16 protein-coding genes are annotated in these 19,332 nt (G+C 71.4%); 4 read left to right on the top strand and 12 right to left on the bottom strand.

Annotated features, from left to right (window positions below; translation table 11 throughout):
- Positions 1–39: 39 nt before the first annotated feature.
- The 3 genes from AB0A95_RS34130 to AB0A95_RS34120 form a co-directional block, all read right to left on the bottom strand.
- Complete coding sequence (locus AB0A95_RS34130) at positions 40–975, bottom strand: acyl-ACP desaturase (RefSeq protein WP_357559891.1); 936 nt, start codon at positions 973–975, stop codon at positions 40–42.
- A gap of 77 nt (positions 976–1,052) precedes the next feature.
- The gene (gene hisS, locus AB0A95_RS34125; RefSeq protein ID WP_357559889.1) at positions 1,053–2,381 is read right to left on the bottom strand and encodes a histidine--tRNA ligase; all 1,329 of its coding nucleotides are present in this window, start codon (positions 2,379–2,381) and stop codon (positions 1,053–1,055) included.
- Between the two features lie 73 nt (positions 2,382–2,454).
- Positions 2,455–3,165, bottom strand: coding sequence for an MBL fold metallo-hydrolase (locus tag AB0A95_RS34120; protein WP_357559888.1), 711 nt, complete (start codon positions 3,163–3,165; stop codon positions 2,455–2,457).
- Positions 3,166–3,434: 269 nt separating this feature from the next.
- Between AB0A95_RS34120 and AB0A95_RS34115 the strand changes: the two genes are divergently transcribed.
- Positions 3,435–4,319, top strand: a complete 885-nt coding sequence (locus tag AB0A95_RS34115) for a peptidylprolyl isomerase (RefSeq protein ID WP_357559887.1) — start codon at positions 3,435–3,437, stop codon at positions 4,317–4,319.
- Positions 4,320–4,378: 59 nt separating this feature from the next.
- The gene (locus tag AB0A95_RS34110; protein ID WP_357559886.1) at positions 4,379–5,218 is read left to right on the top strand and encodes a peptidylprolyl isomerase; all 840 of its coding nucleotides are present in this window, start codon (positions 4,379–4,381) and stop codon (positions 5,216–5,218) included.
- A 66-nt stretch (positions 5,219–5,284) separates the two neighbouring features.
- Here AB0A95_RS34110 and AB0A95_RS34105 read toward each other — a convergent pair whose 3' ends face one another.
- The 8 genes from AB0A95_RS34105 to ruvC all read right to left on the bottom strand — a co-directional run bounded on the left by AB0A95_RS34105 (position 5,285) and on the right by ruvC (position 14,846).
- Positions 5,285–7,795 (bottom strand): RelA/SpoT family protein, encoded by a 2,511-nt coding sequence (locus AB0A95_RS34105; protein WP_357559885.1) that lies wholly within the window; start codon positions 7,793–7,795, stop codon positions 5,285–5,287.
- A 198-nt stretch (positions 7,796–7,993) separates the two neighbouring features.
- The gene (locus AB0A95_RS34100) at positions 7,994–8,560 is read right to left on the bottom strand and encodes an adenine phosphoribosyltransferase (protein ID WP_357559884.1); all 567 of its coding nucleotides are present in this window, start codon (positions 8,558–8,560) and stop codon (positions 7,994–7,996) included.
- Positions 8,561–8,699: 139 nt separating this feature from the next.
- Positions 8,700–9,893, bottom strand: coding sequence for a protein translocase subunit SecF (gene secF / locus AB0A95_RS34095; protein ID WP_357559883.1), 1,194 nt, complete (start codon positions 9,891–9,893; stop codon positions 8,700–8,702).
- A gap of 1 nt (position 9,894) precedes the next feature.
- The gene (secD, locus tag AB0A95_RS34090) at positions 9,895–11,808 is read right to left on the bottom strand and encodes a protein translocase subunit SecD (RefSeq protein WP_357559882.1); all 1,914 of its coding nucleotides are present in this window, start codon (positions 11,806–11,808) and stop codon (positions 9,895–9,897) included.
- A gap of 277 nt (positions 11,809–12,085) precedes the next feature.
- Positions 12,086–12,424, bottom strand: coding sequence for a preprotein translocase subunit YajC (yajC, locus tag AB0A95_RS34085; RefSeq protein WP_357559881.1), 339 nt, complete (start codon positions 12,422–12,424; stop codon positions 12,086–12,088).
- Positions 12,425–12,564: 140 nt separating this feature from the next.
- Entirely contained in the window at positions 12,565–13,635 is a 1,071-nt protein-coding gene (ruvB, locus tag AB0A95_RS34080; RefSeq protein ID WP_357559880.1) for a Holliday junction branch migration DNA helicase RuvB, read from the bottom strand.
- A gap of 84 nt (positions 13,636–13,719) precedes the next feature.
- Positions 13,720–14,322: a Holliday junction branch migration protein RuvA gene (gene ruvA, locus AB0A95_RS34075; RefSeq protein WP_355030025.1), complete on the bottom strand. Its 603-nt coding sequence runs from the start codon at positions 14,320–14,322 to the stop codon at positions 13,720–13,722.
- Positions 14,319–14,846, bottom strand: coding sequence for a crossover junction endodeoxyribonuclease RuvC (gene ruvC / locus AB0A95_RS34070; RefSeq protein WP_357559879.1), 528 nt, complete (start codon positions 14,844–14,846; stop codon positions 14,319–14,321). Before ruvC ends, ruvA begins: the two co-directional genes overlap by 4 nt.
- 959 nt (positions 14,847–15,805) lie before the next feature.
- Between ruvC and AB0A95_RS34065 the strand changes: the two genes are divergently transcribed.
- Both AB0A95_RS34065 and AB0A95_RS34060 read left to right on the top strand, forming a co-directional pair.
- Complete coding sequence (locus tag AB0A95_RS34065) at positions 15,806–16,588, top strand: 3-hydroxybutyrate dehydrogenase (protein WP_357559878.1); 783 nt, start codon at positions 15,806–15,808, stop codon at positions 16,586–16,588.
- A gap of 14 nt (positions 16,589–16,602) precedes the next feature.
- Positions 16,603–18,522, top strand: a complete 1,920-nt coding sequence (locus AB0A95_RS34060; protein ID WP_357559877.1) for a helix-turn-helix domain-containing protein — start codon at positions 16,603–16,605, stop codon at positions 18,520–18,522.
- 179 nt (positions 18,523–18,701) lie between these two features.
- Here the strand turns inward: AB0A95_RS34060 and AB0A95_RS34055 are convergent, their stop codons facing one another.
- Positions 18,702–19,310 carry a TetR/AcrR family transcriptional regulator gene (locus AB0A95_RS34055; RefSeq protein WP_357559890.1) on the bottom strand — a complete coding sequence of 203 codons (609 nt, stop codon included), beginning with the start codon at positions 19,308–19,310 and terminating at the stop codon, positions 18,702–18,704.
- Between the last annotated feature and the right edge of the window lie 22 nt (positions 19,311–19,332).

Here is a 19,332-nt window from a genome sequence, read left to right as displayed (position 1 = left end):
GGGTGGGGTGGGGGTGGGGGTGGGGGTGGGGGTGGGGGTTTAGCGGGGGGCTAGGCGGGCGGCTCGGGCTGCGCGCTTTTCTTCGAAGCGGTTTGCTGCCTTGTCCAGGTTGTCCATTTGGGCGGCCAGCTGCTCGCGGGCGGATTCGCCGTCGGCGTCGAGGCCCGTCACGTTGAAGACGTCCCACTGGCGCAGCACCGGCTGCAACACCTCGTCACGGTGCTGGCGCAGGTCGTAGATGCCGGCCAGGGCGATCGCCACCGACTTGCGGGCGAAACCGTCGATGCCGGCGCCCGGCATCTGGAAGTCGGCCACCACGTCGGCGACGGCCCGCATGGCCTGGCTCGGGGCCAGCTCGAACGCGGCGGCGAGCAGGTTGCGGTAGAAGACCATGTGCAGGTTCTCGTCGGCGGCCACCCGGGCCAGCAGGGCCTCGCAGGCGGGGTCGCCGGTGGCCTTGCCGGTGTTGCGGTGCGAGATGCGGGTGGCCAACTCCTGGAACGAGACGTACGCCAGCGAGTGCAGCACCTCGTCGCCGTGGGCGTTGGTGTAGCCCTCGGACATGTGCGTCATCCGGGCCCGCTCCAACGCCACCGGGTCGACCGCCCGGGTGACGGTCAGGTAGTCGCGGATCGCGACACCGTGCCGCCCCTCCTCCGCCGTCCACCGGTGCACCCAGGTGCCCCACGCGCCGTCCCGGCCGAACAGGGTGGCGATCTCGTGGTGGTACGAGGGAAGGTTGTCCTCGGTCAGCAGGTTCACGATCAGCGCGGTGCGGGCCACGTCCGGGATCGTGGAGTCGGTCGGCGACCACGCCTCGCCGCCCAGCGGACCGTCGAAGGTCCGGCCTTCGCTCCATGGCACGTACTCGTGCGGGAACCACTCCTTGGCCAGCGAAAGGTGGCGGTCGAGGTTGCGGGCAACCACCGGCTCCAACTCGAGGAGGAGCGCGGTCTGGCTCAGTGTGGTGCTCATGGTCACGAGAAACTCCCTACGGTGGCGTAACTTACGCTACCGTAGGTCCCCGCGACCACGAGCGCCAGTGGTGAGACTCAGCCGACCGTCGGTTTGCGGTCCGCCAGGGGTGGCACCCACTCCCCCGCACCGGCCGTGACCTGCTCACCCGAACGGATGTCCTTCACCTCGTCCGGGGCGCCGTCCGCCCCCGGGAACCACACGTACGGGATGCCGCGCCGCTCGGCGTAACGGATCTGCTTGCCGAACTTCGCCGCGCTCGGCGAGACCTCGGTGGCGATGCCGCGGGCCCGCAGCGCCGCCGCGATCCGGCCACTGGCCGGGCGGTGTTCCTCGTCGGCCAACGCCACCAGCACACAGGTGGGCACCGAACGGGACACCGACAGCTCCCCCGCGCCGAAGAGCAGCCCGAGCAGCCGGGTCACCCCGATCGAGATCCCCACCCCGGGGTACGAGACAGCGCCGGCGCTGGCCAGGTTGTCGTACCGGCCGCCGGAGCAGATCGAGCCGAACCGCTCGTAGCCGCGCAGCTGGGTCTCGTAGACGGTGCCGGTGTAGTAATCGAGACCACGGGCGATGCGCAGGTCCGCCACGCAGAGGCCGGGCGAGTGCTCGGCCGCGGTCTGCACCACCCGGACCAGCTCCTCGATGCCCTCGTCGAGCATCGGGTCGCTCACCCCGAGCGCGCGTACGGCGTCGGCGAACGACGTGTCCGGTGCGGAGATCTCGGCCAGCGCCAGGCACGCCTTGGCCTGCGCCTCGCTCGCCCCGGCGGTCTCGGCCAGCAGGTCGGCCACCTTCGCCGGGCCGATCTTGTCGAGCTTGTCGATCGCCCGCAGCGCCGCCTCCGGGTCGGTGAGCCCGATACCCCGGTAGAAGCCCTCCGAGATCTTGCGGTTGTTGACCTGGATGGTCACCGGCGGGATCGGCAGCGACCGCAGCGCGTCCCCGATGACCAGCGGCATCTCCGCCTCGTGGTGCGCGGCCAGGGTGTCCCGGTCGACGATGTCGATGTCGGCCTGGACGAACTCCCGGTAGCGGCCCTCCTGCGGCCGCTCACCCCGCCACACCTTCTGGATCTGGTAGCGGCGGAACGGGAAGGTCAGCTTGCCGGCGTTCTCCAGCACGTAGCGGGCGAACGGCACTGTCAGGTCGAAGTGCAGGCCGAGCTGGTCGTCGCCGCCGGCCCCCTCGGCATCGGCGTGCAGCCGACGGATCACGTAGACCTCCTTCGAGGTCTCGCCCTTGCGCAGCAGCTGGTCCAGCGGCTCCACGGCGCGGGTCTCCAGCGGCGCGAAGCCGTACAGCTCGAAGGTGTCCTTGATCTTGTCGAGCACGAACTGCTCGATCATCCGCTGGCCGGGGGTCCACTCCGGGAAACCGGAGATGGGCGTGGGCTTGCTCATCGGCGTACTCCTTGCGATTCCGCGCCCGCGGCGCGGTGGTGTCGTGGGTCCGCGCGCGGCGCGGACGAAAGAACTAGAGGCCCCGGGTGGGCGCGGCCGGCGTCGTGCCGGCCACCTCGACGAGGTACGGGTTGCTGGCGCGCTCGCGGCCGATGGTGGTGCTCGGGCCGTGGCCGGGCAGCACGACTGTGTCGTCAGCCAGCGGAAGGATCTTGTCGCGCAGGCTGGTGAGCATGGCCGGCATGCTCCCGCCCGGCAGGTCGGTGCGGCCGATCGACCCGGCGAAGAGGACGTCGCCGGAGAGGCAGATCTCGTCCGCCTCCCAGCCCGAGTCCGCGCCGGGCAGCCGGAACAGCACCGACCCGCCGGTATGGCCCGGTGCGTGGTCGACGGCGATCTCCAGGCCGGCGAGGGTGAGGGTGGCGCCGTCGGTCAGCTCGGCCACGTCCTCCGGCTCGGTGTAGCTCAGTCGGCCGCCGAACAGCGACCTCAGGTCGGCGGAGAGGCCCTTGGCCGGGTCGGCGAGCATCTCCCGGTCGCCGGGATGCACGTAGGCGGTGATGCCCCGCGCGCCGCAGACCGGCGCCACCGAGAACGTGTGGTCGAGGTGGCCGTGGGTGAGCAGCACGGCGGCCGGATGCAGGCGGTGCTCGGCGAGCAGCGCGTCGAGCTGGTCGAGCACCCCGATGCCGGGGTCGACCACCACGCACTGCTCCCCCGGCGCGGTGGCAACCACGTAGCAGTTGGTGCCGAAGGCGTCCGCGGGAAAGCCGGCCACGAGCACTGGCGCTGTCCTTTCGTCGAGCGGCTGGTCGTCCTGCCCAGCAGCCTAACGGGCGCGCCGAGCGAGTTTGCCGCGTCCGTCCCACGCGCCCCGCACGGCACAGTGACGTCGCCCGATAAGCGCTGCTCGGGACGGGGTGGACCTCGTACACCACTTTCCCAGTCACTAGCCGTACACTCTGGCGGGCGTGTGGCGCGGCACACGTGACGCCCGGACGGGCCGGAGTGCCCGGCCGCCGGCGACGACCAGGCAGAGGAAGGGGAGCACCTGTGGCTTCCAGCAGGGACCGACAGCGCAAACTGGCGCGGGCCAAGCTCGACCGGCAGTTGGCCCGCCGGGCCGCCGCCACGCGGCGTCGTCGGCAGATCCAGGCCGGTGTCGGCGCCGCCCTGATCCTCGTGTTGGTCGTGGCCGGCTCCGCCTGGGCACTCGGAGCGTTCGACTCCGACTCGAAGCAGAAGACGGCCGCGGAGGACACCTGCCTCTGGACGCCGCAGGACGCGACGACCAACACCAACCTCAAGGACGTCGGCACCCCGGCGACCAAGGACATTCCCACAGCTGGCACCCGGGCGATGACAGTGACCACCAACCAGGGCGCGCCGATCACCGCGGAACTGAATCTGACCAACTCGCCGTGCGCGGCGGCGAGCATCGCGCACCTGGCGAGCCGGTCGTTCTACGACAACACCAAGTGCCACGAGATCACCGCCGACGGCGCGCTGCGCTGCGGCGACCCGAGCGGCACCGGCCTCGGCGGGCCGACCTACTCGTTCTACGACGAGGAGTTGCCCACCGTGCCGTCGGCGTCCCCGTCGGCCAGCCCGGCCCCCGGCCAGCCGCCGACGTACCCGAAGGGCACCGTGGCGATGATCGCCAACCCGCCGGGCAGCAACGGCAGCCAGTTCCTGATCTTCTTCAAGGACTTCACCACCACCGAACCGAAGTTCCCGGTGATCGGCCGGGTGACCGGCGGGCTGGACGTGGTGGAAAAGATCGGCGCCCTCCCGACCGTGGACAATGGGACCGGGGCCAAGGTCAAGCCCAGCACCGACGTGACGATCCAGAGCCTCACCGTCGGTGAGCCGGTCACCGGGGCGGCAGCGACGCCGTCGGCCTCCGGCCCGCCGTCCAGCAGCCCGAGCGCCGGCTGACCGGCCGCCACCACCCACCCGCACGGCACCCAGCAGCAGACAGCCAGGAGGATCCAGGCGTGACGTCCACCAGAGAGCGGCAGCGCGCGGCGGCACGCGCCCGGCTCGAGAAGGAGATGGCCGAGCGCGCGGCCAAGGCCCGCAAGCGCCGGCAGACCCAGGCGATCGTCAGCGCGGCAGCCGCGCTGGTGCTCGTGGTCGCCGGCACCGTCTGGCTGGCGGTGAGCCTCGGCGGCGACGACGACAAGAAGGACACCGCCGCGCCGGCGGCCGGCACGGCGGAGTGCGCGTTCACCACACTGCCCACCGGGCAGCGGCCCCCGCAGATCAAGGACGTCGGGGTGCCGAGCAACCAGCAGTCCGCCACCGGCGTGCAGACCATGACGATCGACACCAACCTGGGCCCGATCACGGCCAAGGTCGACAGGTCGAAGGTCCCGTGCACGGCGGGCAGCTTCAGCTACCTCGCGGAGAAGAACTTCTTCGACAACACCAAGTGCCACCGCCTGGTGAGCGAGGGCATCAAGGTGTTGCAGTGCGGCGACCCCAGCGCCACCGGCAACGGCTGGCGGGACACCGACGGCCAGGGCGGCCCGAGCTACCGCATGGCGGAGGAGAACCTGCCCACCGACAAGCGCCCGCCGTACCCGGAGGGTGTCATCGCGATGGCCAAGTCGCAGGACCCGGGCAGCACCGGCAGCCAGTTCTTCATCGTCTACGGCGACTCCCCGCTGGACCCGGCGTACACGGTGCTGGGCACCATCACCGGCGGCATGGACATCGTCAAGGACGTGGCCAAGGCCGGCGACGACGGGGCGTTCGCCCAGCAGGCCGGCGGTGGCCACCCGAAGAAGGAGGTCATCATCAAGGACCTCGCGATGAGCCCACCGCAGGGCTGACACCCGCGCAGACGACCACGCGCCCGCCGGCTGAGCCGGCGGGCGCTGTCGTTTCCGGGGTACGCGTCAGGCGCCGGAGGTGACCCGGTACGCGTCGAAGACGCCGTCCACCTTGCGGACCGTGGCCAGCAGGTGGCCCAGGTGCTTCGGGTCGGCCATCTCGAAGCTGAACCGGCTCACCGCCACCCGGTCGCGGGTGGTGGTGACGGTGGCGGAGAGGATGTTGACCCGCTCGTCGGAGAGCACCCGGGTGACGTCGGCCAGCAGCTTGTGCCGGTCCAGTGCCTCGACCTGGATGGCGACCAGGAACGTCGAGGCGGAGGTGAGCTTCCAACTCACCTCGACCACCCGCTCGCTCTGGGCCCGCAGGTCCTCGGCGTTGGCGCAGTCGTCGCGGTGCACGCTCACCCCGCCGGAGCGGGTGACGAAGCCGAACACCGAGTCCGGGGGGACCGGGGTGCAGCAGCGGGCCAGCTTGATCCAGACGTCGCTGACGCCCCGGACCACCACGCCCGGGTCGTTGCTGCTCTGCCGGCTGCGCGGCGGCCGGGTGGCGACGGCGGTCTCGGCGATGTCCTCCGCCGCGCCCTCCTCGCCGCCGTACGCGGCCATCAGCTTCTGCACCACCGACTGGGCGGAGACCTGACTGTCGCCGACCGCCGCGTAGAGCGACGCCACGTCGGCCAGGTGCAGGTCCCGGGCGATCGACATCAGCGCGTCGGAGGTGAGCATCCGCTGCAACGGCATGCCCTGCTTGCGCATCGCCTTGACGATCGCGTCCTTGCCGGCCTCGATCGCCTCCTCGCGCCGCTCCTTGTTGAAGTACTGCCGGATCTTCGTGCGCGCCCGAGGGCTCTTGACGAAGCCCAGCCAGTCCTGCGTCGGGCCGGCCGTCTCGGACTTCGACGTGAAGATCTCGATCACGTCGCCGTTGGACAGCGTCGACTCCAGCGGCACCAGCTTGCCGTTGACCCGCGCCCCGATGCACTTGTGCCCCACCTCGGTGTGCACCGCGTACGCGAAGTCCACGGGCGTCGACCCGGTCGGCAGCGGGATGACGTCACCCTTCGGGGTGAAGACGTACACCTCCTGGCTGGACAGGTCGAAGCGCAGCGCGTCCAGGAACTCGCTCGGGTCGGCCGCCTCCCGCTGCCAGTCCAGCAGCTGCCGCAGCCAGGTCATCTCGTCGATGTGCGCCGGCGGGCCGACGATCTGGGTGCCCTTGTGCTCCTTGTACTTCCAGTGCGCGGCGATGCCGAACTCGGCGGTGCGGTGCATCGCGTACGTGCGGATCTGCATCTCCACCGGCTTGCCGGTGGGCCCGATGACAGTCGTGTGCAACGACTGGTACATGTTGAACTTGGGCATCGCGATGTAGTCCTTGAAGCGGCCCGGCACCGGCTGCCAGTTGGCGTGGATGACCCCCAGCGCCGCGTAGCAGTCGCGCACCGTGTCGACCAGGATCCGCACACCCACCAGGTCGTAGATGTCGTTGAAGTCGCGACCCCGCACGATCATCTTCTGGTAGATCGAGTAGAGGTGCTTCGGCCGCCCGGTCGTCTCCGCCTTGATCTTGGCAGCCTTCAGGTCGGTGCCGACCTTCTGGGTGACCTGCCGCAGCAGCGACTCACGCTGCGGCTGGTGCTCCCCGATCAGCCGGTTGATCTCCTCGTAGCGCTTCGGGAACAACGTGCCGAAGGACAGGTCCTCCAGCTCCCACTTGATCGTGTTCATACCGAGCCGGTGGGCCAGCGGCGCCAGGATCTCCAGCGTCTCCTTGGCCTTCTGCTCCTGCTTGGGACGCGGCAGGAAGGTCAGGGTACGCATGTTGTGCAGCCGGTCGGCCAGCTTGATCACCAGCACCCGCGGGTCCTTGGCCATCGCCACGACCATCTTGCGGATCGTCTCGGCCTTGGCCGCGTCGCCCAGCTTGACCTTGTCGAGCTTCGTGACGCCGTCGACAAGCAGGGCCACCTCGCCGCCGAAGTCGGCGCGCATCGCGTCGAGAGTGTATTCGGTGTCCTCGATGGTGTCGTGCAGCAGCGCGGCGACGAGCGTGGTGGTGTCCATCCCCAGGTTGCCGAGGATGGTCGCCACCGCGAGCGGGTGGGTGATGTACGGGTCACCGGACTTGCGGTACTGCCCGGAGTGCCACCGCGCGGCCGTGTCGAAGGCACGCTGGAGCAGCCGGGCGTCGGCCTTGGGATGGTTGTCCCGGTGGCTCGCGATGAGCGGCTCCAGCACCTCGCTGACCTGCGAGGTCTGCCAGGGCGCGTTGAACCGGGCCAACCGGGCCCGCACCCGGCGGCCGGTGGGTGCGTTGGACAACCCGAAGCCACCGCTGGGCGACGGGTCGACGTCGGTCGGGAACGGCACCACCACGCCGTCGGCGCCGGGAGACGCCTCGGCGCTCGGTGGGCCGCTGGTCGGGCTCAGCACGCTCTCGCCCGGAGCCGGGTCGGAGCCGTTGCCCGTCACCCGGGCCGGCGCGTCGCCTGCCCGGTCGGTCACCGAGCCGTCAGCGTCGCCTGTCGGGTGCACCGTGCCCTCCGCCGGAGGGACGACATCGTGGGACACCGGCCTCCTCACCGCTCGCCGGAAACACGCCGACCGAACATCGGCCGGCCTGGTCTCGTGCCGCCGGACGGCGTACCGCCGGCGTCAGCAAAGGGCAATGCTACCCGCACGGACGGTCCGCTGCCGCTCCGCCGGACGGTCGGCGCAGGCGCCGCCCGACGAGCCGCGGACCAAACGGTCAGCGCGCCACTCTTGGGCTCAAACGGTCAGCAGGGCATGGACGGGACGCGGGGCCAACCGCTCCCGCCCACCCAGGAAACCGAGCTCCAGCAGCACGGTGAAGCCGGCCACGGTCCCGCCGGCCCGCTCCACCAGGTCCAGTGTCGCCTCGGCGGTGCCGCCGGTCGCCAGCACGTCGTCGAGCACCAGCACCCGGTGACCGGCGGTGAAGGCGTCCTCGTGCACCTCAAGGGTCGCCTCGCCGTATTCGAGGGCGTAGGAGACCGAGTGCGCCGGGCGGGGCAGCTTGCCGGCCTTACGGACCGGCACCACGCCCACCCCTGTCGCGTACGCCACGGCCGCGGCGACGACGAACCCGCGCGCCTCGATGCCGACCACCACGTCGAAGGCGTCCCGACCGTGGTACGCGACGATCCCGTCGATCACCTCACGGAACACCTTGCCGTCGGCGAACAGCGGCATCAGGTCCTTGAACAGGACGCCGGGCTTGGGGAAGTCGGGCACGTCCAGCACCCGGCTGGCGACGAGTCGGGCGGCCTCCGGGCCGCTGTCCCCGTGCGCCGCGGCGCTGTGGGTCTCCGTCACGGCTGTTGCGTTTCCCTTCGACGACGACGGCGCCCGGCTGGGGCGGTGTCGAGGCCCTCGGTCGAGCCGAGGCGCTTCGACACAGCCCCGGGCTGCTCGCACAGCATGCCGGACGCCGTTCGGTTGTTTCGGTGCCGGGTCAGCGCCGCTTGGCGCCACCCGGCCGGTTGCCGCCACCACCGGGGCGACCGCCCCGGGCACCGGTCGGCCGCTTACCCGCCGGACGGGCGCCCACCTTGGGTGCGGCACCGGCCAGCGCGGCGGCGTCCGGGTCGAGCTGCTCGTCGGTCGACTGGCCCTGGGCCGGGCTCACCGCACCCTTGCCGGTGACCTCACCCCGGGCGAGCGCCCCCCGCCGGGCCAGGACGCGCTTGTTGTGCGCCTGGATGCGCGGGTCGTAGTTCTTCAGCAGGGCCAGCAGCGGCGTGGCCACCAGGATGGAGGTCAGGAACGCCACCGCCATACCGACGAACAGCACCAGGCCGAGGTCCTTCAGCGTGCCGGCGCCGAGCAGGCCGGCACCGATGAAGAGCAGACCACCGACCGGCAGCAGGGCGACCACCGAGGTGTTCAACGACCGCATCAGGCTCTGGTTGACGGCCAGGTTGGCCGCCTCGCCGTACGTCTGGGTGTTGCTGGCGGTGATGCCCCTGGTGTTCTCCTGGACCTTGTCGAAGACCACCACCACGTCGTAGAGCGCGAAGCCCAGGATGGTGAGGAAGCCGATGATCGTCGACGGGGTGACCTCGAAGCCGACAAGCGAGTAGATGCCGGCGGTGAGGATCAGGTTGGTGACGAGCGACGCCACCGCGGCGACGGCCATCCGCCACTCGAAGCGCAGGATCAGGTAGACCATCACCAACGCGATGAAGATGACCAGACCGAGCACGGCCCGCGAGGTGACCTGGCTGCCCCACGCCTCGCTGACCTGGTTGCCGCTGATCTGGTCGGCGTTGATGCCGAGGTCCTCGGCGATCTGGGCCTTCACCGCGTTGGTCTGCTCGGCGCTGAGCTGCGGGGTACGCAGCTCGTAGGAGTCGCCACCGGTGCCACCGACCTTCTGCGCGGTGGCCACCTCGATGCCGGTGTTCTCGGCCTTGAGAGCCGCGTTGACCTCGCGCTCGGCGTCGTCCAGGGTGCCGACGCTGGCCGGCACCTGGAACGAGTTGCCGCCGGCGAACTCGATGCCGAGGCTGAAGCCGCGCAGCCCGACGCTGAGCAGCGCGATCAGGAGCAGGACGCCGGCGACGGTGAACCAGAGCTTGCGCCGGCCGACGACGTTGAGACCGGCCTCGCCGTTGTAGAGGCGGCTCGCCAGACCGTTTTGAGCCATCTCAGGCCTCCTTGGCGCGCGGGTTGCGGGGCTGAGTCGGCTGGTTGCGGGCCGGCAGTGCCCGGCCCAGACCGCTGACCCGCGGGGACAGGAACGCCCGGGTCCGGGCGAACATCGTCATGATCGGGTGCCGGAAGAGGAAGACCACTACCAGGTCCAGCACTGTGGCCAGACCGAGGGCGAAGGCGAAGCCCTTGACCGTGCCGACCGAGACCACGTAGAGCACCACAGCGGAGAGCAGGGTGATCGCGTTGGCCGAGATGATCGTCCGGCGAGCACGCATCCAGGCGCGCGGCACCGCGCTACGGGGGCTGCGCCCCTCCCGGATCTCGTCCTTCAACCGTTCGAAGTAGATGACGAACGAGTCCGCCGCCACACCGAGTGAGACGATCATGCCGGCGATGCCGGCGAGGGTGAGCGTGAAGCCGATCTGCCGGCCGAGCACGATCAGCGCGCCGAAGACCAGCAGCGCGGAGAGGATCAGGCTCAGGAAGATGACCGAGCCGAGCAGCCGGTAGTAGAAGAACGCGTAGATGATGACCAGCAGCATGCCGATGCCGGCCGCGAGCAGGCCGGCGCGCAGGTGGCTGGCACCCAGCGTGGCGGTGACGTTCTGCTGCTCCTGCTGCTCGAAGGTCACCGGCAGCGCGCCGTAGCGCAGCTGGCTGGCGAGCGCACTCGCGTCCTTCTGGTTGAAGCTGCCGGTGATCTGCGAGTTGCCGGTCAGCACACCCTGGATCTCCGGGGAGGAGACGATCTTGTTGTCCAGCACGACGGCCACCCGGCACTTGCCGTCCTGGCCGAGGGCGGTCGCGTCGCACGCCTGGCCCTCGTTGTTGAACGCCTCGCGGGTCAGGGCGGTCCACTTGCCCTGGCCGTCGCCGCTGAAGTCGAGGCTGACCACCCAGGCGTTGGTCTGGTCGAGCACCGCGTCGGCGTCGTCCACGTCGGTGCCCAGCACCTTGGCCTGGTCGAGCAGGTACTTCGAGGCGCCGCCCTCGCAGGAGACCACCTGCTGCTTCGGGTCGGAGATCGACGCGGGCGGGCGCTTGTCGAGCTGCGCGCAACCGATCGTCGGCACGTTGAACTGCATCTGCGCCGGCAGCACGGCGACCTCGCGCGGCGACAGCGTGCTGAACGGCTTGAGCTTGTCGCCGAGCGACGGGTCGGCGGTCAGATCGGCCGGGGCCTGCAACCCGTTGGCGGCCTGCCACGCGGCGGCGCCGACCTTCTGCTCGACGGCCTTGCGCTGCTCCTCGATGCTGGCCGGCACCGGCTCGGCGCTGGCACTGGGCGCGGCGGCACTCGCCGAGGCGGACGCGGAGGGGGTCGGCGTGGCGCTCGGCGACGCCGGGGCCATTCCACCCTGACCACCGCTGGACGACGAGGTCACCTTCGGCGCGCTGCTGCCCGACGGGGTCGCGCCACCGGACGGAGTCGCGCTGCCGGACGGGGTCGGGGCGGCGCTGCCGGACGGGGTCGGCGCGGCGGCGGGCGGCGCGGCGGCCGTCCCGCTGCCGTCGGCGCCCTTGAGCACCTTGCGGAAGCGCAGCTCGGCGGCGCTGCCCACGTCGGTGAGGTCCCGGTTTTCACCGGGCAGGGAGATGACGATGTTCCGGTTGCCCTCGGTGACCACCTCGGCCTCGGCCACGCCGAACGCGTTGACCCGGCTCTCGATGATCTGGCGGGCCTCCTCGAGGTTTTCCGCCGTCGGAGGCTTGCCGTCGACGCTGTTGGTCGCCTCCAGCGTCACCCGGGTGCCGCCAATCAGGTCCAGGCCGAGCCGAGGCTCGAGCCGGTCCTGGAAGCTGCCCTTGGCGCCGGAGAAGAACACCAGAAGATAGAGGACCACGAAGATGAACCCGAGCACGGCGAGCTGCCGCCCGGGGCGCATCTGTCCCTGAGGTGGTGCCACGGCTGTCCTGTCTCCCTGTGCGGTCGCGCCGCTGTGCGCAGCGGCGGCGGTGTCGGGCCGGGGGTCCCGGCTGACGGGTCTGACCTGAGCCGACGAGATGCCGACACGTGGCCCCGGACAACCCGGCGCGCAACGCCGATGGTCAGGAGAACGTGCCGACGCCCGGCGTCGACCCAACTATCCAGTTTTCACGTCTCGTCCGCTGCCCCGTCGGGCGCGGTGGCCCGGAGGCCGGCCGACCGGCCGTACGCCGGACTCGTCACCCCCGGAGAAGACGTCATTCCTTGATGACGTCGGCGTCCCCACTGATCGGCTCGCTCGGCAGCTCCGCGCGGGTGACCACCCGGGCGATGGCGGCCCGGGCGTAGCGGGTCTGCACGCCCGGAGCGACCTCGATCAGGACGGTGTCGTCCTCGATGCCGGTGACAGTGCCGTAGAGCCCGCCGATGGTGACGACCTCGTCGCCCGGGCCGAGCCCGGACTGCATCGACTCCGCCTCACGGCGGCGCTTCTGCTGGGGTCGGATCATCATGAAATACATGACGCCGAAGAGCAGGACGATCATCAGGATCGGCGTGATGCCGCCGCCCGTGGCGCCCGCTGCTATGTAATGCACGGTTACTGACCTTCCCACTGGCCACCGGCCCGGCACCCGGGGTGCCGGAGCGGAGGCGGAATCTCACGTCCTGTACAGACCGCGGCGAAGTCTAAACCCTGCACCTGTGAACATCGAATGCGGCACAGATCACGTTCACATCACGGCTGTTCGGTATCCAAGGAGAACAGATCGGGCGCAGGTGGACTATCCATACCAAACGTACCATTCGGTGGAGTGCGCCCCAGATGCCGCCAGGCGGCCTCGGTGGCCACCCGCCCCCGCGGCGTACGGGCCAACAGACCAGCACGAACCAGGAACGGCTCGCAGACCTCCTCGACCGTGTCCGGCTGCTCCCCCACGGCCACGGCAAGGGTGGACAGACCCACCGGGCCACCCCGGAACGAGTCGACAAGCGCGGTCAGCACCGCCCGGTCCAGCCGGTCCAACCCGAGCGCGTCCACGTCGTACACGATCAACGCCGCACGGGCGGTGTCGACATCGACCACGCCGTCGGCCCGCACCTCCGCGTAGTCGCGGACCCGGCGCAAGAGCCGGTTGGCGATCCGGGGCGTGCCCCGGGAGCGACCGGCGATCTCGGTCGCGCCCTCCGGGGTGATCGGCACGCCGAGGATCCGCGCCGAACGGTGCAGCAGCGTCTCCAGATCCGCCGGAGCGTAGAAGTCGAGGTGCGCGACGAAACCGAACCGGTCCCGCATCGGCCCGGTCAACAGACCCGAGCGGGTCGTCGCGCCCACCAGTGTGAACGGCTCGACATCCAGCGGGATCGCCGTCGCCCCCGGCCCCTTGCCGACCACCACGTCGACCCGGAAGTCCTCCATCGCGCTGTACAGCAACTCCTCGGCCGGACGCGCGATGCGGTGGATCTCGTCGATGAAGAGCACGTCGCCCTCGGCGAGACTGGTCAGGATCGCCGCCAGATCCCCGGAACGCTCGATCGCCGGGCCGCTGGTCACCCGGATACCCGCGCCCAACTCGGCGGCGACGATGTTGGCCAGACTCGTCTTGCCCAGGCCGGGTGGGCCGGACAGCAGGATGTGATCCGGAGGCGAGCCGCGCCGCATCGCGCCCTGCAACAACAGGTCAAGCTGGTCACGCACCCGGTCCTGGGCGATGAACTCGGCCAGCCGCCGCGGCCGGACCGTGGCCTCCGCGTCCCGGTCCGCGTCACTGACGTACGCCGAGACGAGCCCGTCGGTCTCGCTCACCATGTCCTCTTCACTCGCGACAGCGGGGCTCGCGACCCCGACCCACTCCGCGCGCTCACCGTGCCGCCTCCCGTCGCCGCCGGACGGTCATCGGGTGCGACCCAGCAGGCGGATGGCCTGCTTCAACAGGACCGGCACCGGCGGTGTCTCGCCCTCGATCGTCTCCGCCACCGCGGCCACCGCCTGATCGGCCTGGCCAGCCGTCCAACCCAACCCGACAAGCGCCTGCCGAACCTGGTCCGGCCAACTGCCGCGGGTCACTCCGGTCACGCCGTCGACGCCGATCGGCACCGGGCCGATCCGGTCGCGCAACTCCAGCACCAGCCGCTCGGCGCCCTTCTTGCCGATCCCGGGCACCCGGGTCAACGCGGCCGTGTCGGCGTTGGCGATCGCCTTTCGCACCGCGTCCGGGCTGTGCACGGCGAGCACCGCCTGGGCCAGTCGCGGACCCACCCCGCTGGCGGTCTGGAGCAACTCGAACAGCGACTTCGCGTCGTCGTCGGCGAAGCCGTAGAGGGTCAGCGAATCTTCCCGCACGATCAGACTGGTGGCCAGCCGGGCGACCTGGCCGACCCGCAGCTCCGCGAGGGTCCCCGGGGCGCAGTGCACGGCGAGGCCGACGCCGCCAACCTCGATCACGGCCTGGTCCGGACCCGTCGCGGTCACCGTGCCGCGCACGCTGGCGATCATCGTGTTCCTCCTCGTCGTACCCGGTCGGCCGCCGCGGCCAGCTTGGAGCGGGTCCCGCCGCGCCACACGTGGCAGATGGCCAGGGCGAGCGCGTCGGCGGCGTCGGCCGGCTTCGGCGGTTCGGCCAGCCGCAACAGCCGGGTGACCATCGCCGTCATCTGCGCCTTGTCGGCCTGACCGGACCCGGTCACGGCCGCCTTCACCTCGCTCGGCGTGTACGTCTGCACCGGCAGGCCGGCGCGCGCCCCGGCCAGCACGGCGATGCCGCTGGCCTGCGCGGTGCCCATCACCGTACGCACGTTGTGCTGGCTGAACACCCGCTCGACGGCGACGCTGTCCGGCTGGTGCTCGGCGACCAACTCGGTCAGCGACCGGTCCAGGTGCAGCAGGCGCAGCGGCAGGTCGTCGGCCGGGTCGGTGTAGACCACGTAGTAGGCGACGAGGGTGCAGGGCCGCCCCGGCACACCCTCGACCACACCCACCCCGCACCGGGTCAACCCCGGATCCACACCGAGCACGCGCACGCCGCCCCCTCCCCAGCCGTCAGCAGTACGTGTGTTCGACACCCTAACCGGCACCCTTCCCACCAGCCCCACGGGACACGCCCTCCCACCCTCCCGTCCTCCCACACCTCCGCGACTCCCCGCCCCCGCCCCGCCCTCGCCCCCGCGACTCCGCGCCCCCACCTCCGCCGCACCCCCACCCCGCCTCCGCGCCCGCGCCTCCGCCCGCGCTTCCGCCGCCGCGCCCCATCCCCGCGCCCCCACCCCACCTCCGCGCCACCGCCACCGCGCCAAGATCTACGCAATATCGGGGATGTTGCTGCCTCCGGCGCGCAAGAGACAGCAACATCCCCGATATTGCGCGGATCTTGACGACGAACACGTTCCGAGAGACCGGGGGCGAGGTCTGGGGCACGTGCAGCCCCGTCAAGGTCACGCACGAACGAGGATGTCAACGCCGTTGCGTTAGGTGGAACGACTGTTCGTCAACCAGCACTGCCTCGCCGATCATGGAGTTGTGGTGGGCAACAAAACGCCCGTAGAACCCTAAAGTCGGCACCACAACTCCATGATCGCCAAGCCGGGCCCAACCCGCTCCCCCGTCGGGCACTTCCTGTCCTGGGTTGACCCGCCGGCTACCGCCCTGAGACAACGGTGTTGACGAGGATGTAGTGGCCATGGGGCTCCTGGAGGCCACTACATCCCGGACATTGCCCGATCCTGACGGCCGCGACGGCACGGCGGGACGGGGAAGGTGCGGGCTGCGCGGCACGACGCACCGCGAGCGCGGCACGACGCACGACGCGCTCGCCGCGGGACGGCGGCCCGCGCCGCCGATGATCTTCGGGTGGGCCTTCGGGGACGAGCCGACGATGTCGAACGCGTTGGCGGTGGGGGCCGACGGGCCACACAGCTTGGCGTCGGAGTATGTGTCGCTGACCCATGTGCCGGGGAGCACACAGCTCGTAACTTCTTGCGCCATGACGGCAGAACCCGTGGCGGTCCCCCACGTCGTACAGCTCGACCTCGCCGGTCGGACCGCCCTGGTCACCGGGGGCGGCGGCGGCATCGGGCGGGCGTGTGCCCTGCGGCTGGGCGCGGCCGGCGCCACGGTGCTCGTGGTGGATCGCAACCTGGAGGCGGCGAAGGCGGTGGCCGCCGAGGTCGGTGGCCGGGCCGAGGGCGTGGACCTGTCCGACGCCGGGGCGGTGGACCGCCTCGACGTGGACGTGGACATCGTGGTGAACAACGCCGGGCTCCAGCACGTCGCGCCGCTACAGGACTTTCCCGTCGAACGCTTCGAGTACATCCAGCGGGTGATGGTGGAGGCGCCGTTCCTGCTGATCCGCCGGGCCCTGCCGCACATGTACGCCCGGGGGTGGGGTCGCATCGTCAACATCTCCTCGGTGCACGGGCTGCGCGCCTCGCCCTACAAGGCGGCCTACGTCTCGGCCAAGCACGCGCTGGAGGGGCTGTCGAAGGTGGTCGCTCTGGAGGGCGCCGCGCACGGGGTGACCGCCAACTGCATCAATCCGGCGTACGTGCGTACGGCGCTGGTGCAGAGCCAGATCGCCGACCAGGCGGCCAGCCACGGTATCGACGAGGCCGAGGTGATCGAGAAGATCATGCTGGCTCGGGCCGCCATCAAACGGTTGATCGAGCCGGAGGAGGTGGCCGAGCTGCTGGCGTACCTCTGCTCGCCGCCCGCGGCGTTCATCACCGGTACGTCGATCGCCCTCGACGGGGGCTGGACGGCCAACTAGTGGGGCTGAGCACAATGTCGACCATGTCATCGCCGGTGGAGTTCCTGGAGCTGCTCGCCCGTGAGGCCGCGGCTGTCGAGTTCGAGGGACCGCTGGTGGCCGCGCGGGCTGCGGGGCTGCCGCCGGAGCGGCTGACCGAGCTGGAGCAGGCCAGGTCGGTGGCGTTGCGGGTTCGCGCGCTGCTGGAGCGGCGGCGTCGCCGCGAGACCGAGCTGTCCGGCCTGTACGACACGGTCAGCGACCTGGCCGGGCTGCGCGACCTGGACGATGTGCTGCGGGCGATCGTGCACCGGGCCCGCAACCTGCTCGGCGCGGACGTGGCCTACATGACGCTCAACGACGACGAGCGCGGCGACACCTACATGCGGGTGACCGACGGGTCGGTCTCGGCCCGCTTCCAGCGGCTGCGACTGCCGATGGGCGCCGGCCTGGGCGGTCTGGTGGCCCAGTCCGGCGCGCCGTACGTCACAGCGAACTACGGCGAGGACGCGCGCTTCCACCACACCGGCGAGATCGACGCCGGGGTCGGCGAGGAGGGCCTGGTGGCGATCCTCGGGGTGCCGCTGCGGCTCGGTTCGACGTCGATCGGTGTGCTCTACGCGGCCAACCGTTCGGCCCGGCCGTTCGTCCGGGAGGAGGTGGCGCTGCTGGTGTCGCTGGCCGCGCACGCCGCGGTGGCGATCGACACCGCCCGGCTGCTGACCGAGACCCGCTCGGCGTTGGCCGAGTTGTCGGCGGCGAACACCACGATCCGGGCGCACAGCAGCTCGGTGGAGCGGGCCGCGGCGGCACACGACCGGATGACGGCCCTGGTGCTGCGCGGCGGCGGTGTGGAGGACGTGGCGGCGGCCGTGACCGAGGTGCTGGGCGGCGCACTGTTGGCGCTGGACGCCGAGGGCCGCCTGCTGGCCCGGGTCGGTGAGATCGACGAGCCGGACCGGGCGGACATCGTGGAGGCGGTGGCGGCGTCCCGCACGGAGGGTCGCAGCGTGCGCCGCGGTCCACTCTGGTACGCGGCGGTGGTGGCGGGCGCGGAGAACCTTGGTGCCCTGGTGCTGCGCCCGGATGACGAGTTGGTCGACGCCGACCAGCGGATCCTGGAACGGGCGGCGCTGGTGACCGCGCTGCTGCTGCTGTTCCGCCGGACTGTCGCCGAGGCGGAGGGGCGGGTACGCGGCGAGCTGCTGGACGACCTGATCGCCCGACCGCTGCGCGACACCGACGCGCTGCGCAGCCGGGCCCGGCGGCTCGGGGTGGACCTGGACGCGCCGCACGTGCTGGTGGCGGTGGGCGACGACGCGATCGCGGCGACCGGCTCGGCCCGGCAGCGGGTGCTGTCCTGGGCCACCACGTACGCCTCGGCGCGGGGTGGCCTGGCGGCGGCGCGCGACGGCCGGGTGGTGCTGATGTTGCCGGGGCTGGACGCGGGAGGCAGTGCCCGCGCGGTTGCCCGGGACCTGTCCCGGGTGACCGGCCGTCCGGTGACCGCCGGGGCGAGCGGCCCGACGAACGGCCCGGCGGCGTTGGCCGCGACGTTCCGGGAGGCGGACCGGTGCCTGACGGCGTTGGGCGCGCTGGGCCGGGCCGGCCAGGGGGCGAGCACCGCCGAGTTGGGCTTCGTGGGGCTGCTGCTGGGCACTGTCGGTGACCGGGGTGAGAAGGACGTGACCCAGTTTCTCGGCGCGACGGTCGGGCCGGTGGTCGACTACGACGCCCGACGGGGCACGGCCCTGGTGAAGACGCTGGAGGCGTACTTCGGGGTGGGTGGCAGCCTGGCCCGGGCCGCCGAGCAACTGCACGTGCACGTCAACACGGTGACGCAGCGGTTGGAGCGGGTCGGGCAGTTACTCGGCGCGGACTGGCAACGGCCCGAGCGGGCGTTGGAGGTGCAGCTCGCGCTGCGCCTGCACCGGCTCCGCGCCCCGGGCGGTTGAGCGACGCCCGCGAGCGCGGACGCCCGCGGAAACACGCACCTCCGCGAGCGCGGACGCCCGCGGAAACACGTGCCTCGCGAGCGCGGACGCGGGCGCCTGCGGCGCCGAGCGACACCGCCGCGGTAGACGCTGGGGCCCGCGGCGACATCCCGCGCTGGGGCCCGCGGCGACACCCCGCCTCAGCGGACGCGGATGCCCTCCAGCACGGCGTCGACGACCTGCTCGGGCAGGGCCCGCTCGTCCAGCTCCGGATTCCATTGCAGCACCCGCTGGATCAGCATCGGCCCGGTGAGCAGAGCCATCGTCACCTCCAGGTCGATGTCGGGCCGCAGCAGGCCCTCGTCGATGCCGCGCCGCAGCACGTCGCGCATCAGCTGCCGCCGGGGCGCGATGATGTTCTGGTAGAGCTGGTACTGGTCCGGGCTGCGGTTCACCGCGGGCACCAGGCAGGGCATGATCTTCGCGGCTCGCGGGTCGATGTTCTTACCGATCGCGCCGACGAGCAGCACCAGGTCGTCGCGGACGGAGTGGCCGGCCGGTTGGGCCATGATGCCCTTGAGTCGACGCAGGGCATCCAGCAGCAGCGCGTCCTTGCCGGCCCAGCGGCGGTAGATGGTGGCCTTGCCGACCCCGGCGCGGGCGGCGATCGCCTCGATCGAGAGTGCCTCGATGGTGCTGCCCTCGGCGAGCAGGTCGAGGGCGGCTTCGACGATCGCCTCGTCGGCGCGGAGGCTCCGCGGTCGCCCGGCGACCGCCGAGACGCTGGACTGGCCGACGGAGCTGGCCATGATGGCCCGCCGGTCGCTGTGG

It is taken from the genome of Micromonospora sp. NPDC049230 (genome assembly GCF_040647875.1).
Classification (GTDB): Bacteria; Actinomycetota; Actinomycetes; order Mycobacteriales; family Micromonosporaceae; genus Micromonospora.
Note: the sequence above shows the minus strand (reverse complement) of the source record. Positions and strands in the feature narration are given on the sequence as shown.

What these genes read in the sequence shown, in the direction of transcription:
- AB0A95_RS34065 (WP_357559878.1), top strand. Translation starts at nt 15,806, where the DNA reads ATGACGGCAGAACCCGTGGCGGTCCCCCACGTCGTACAGCTCGACCTC.
- ruvB (WP_357559880.1), bottom strand. Translation starts at nt 13,635, where the DNA reads ATGGTGAGCGAGACCGACGGGCTCGTCTCGGCGTACGTCAGTGACGCG.
- AB0A95_RS34055 (WP_357559890.1), bottom strand. Translation starts at nt 19,310, where the DNA reads ATGGCCAGCTCCGTCGGCCAGTCCAGCGTCTCGGCGGTCGCCGGGCGA.
- AB0A95_RS34130 (WP_357559891.1), bottom strand. Translation starts at nt 975, where the DNA reads ATGAGCACCACACTGAGCCAGACCGCGCTCCTCCTCGAGTTGGAGCCG.
- AB0A95_RS34060 (WP_357559877.1), top strand. Translation starts at nt 16,603, where the DNA reads ATGTCGACCATGTCATCGCCGGTGGAGTTCCTGGAGCTGCTCGCCCGT.
- secF (WP_357559883.1), bottom strand. Translation starts at nt 9,893, where the DNA reads ATGGCTCAAAACGGTCTGGCGAGCCGCCTCTACAACGGCGAGGCCGGT.
- ruvA (WP_355030025.1), bottom strand. Translation starts at nt 14,322, where the DNA reads ATGATCGCCAGCGTGCGCGGCACGGTGACCGCGACGGGTCCGGACCAG.
- hisS (WP_357559889.1), bottom strand. Translation starts at nt 2,381, where the DNA reads ATGAGCAAGCCCACGCCCATCTCCGGTTTCCCGGAGTGGACCCCCGGC.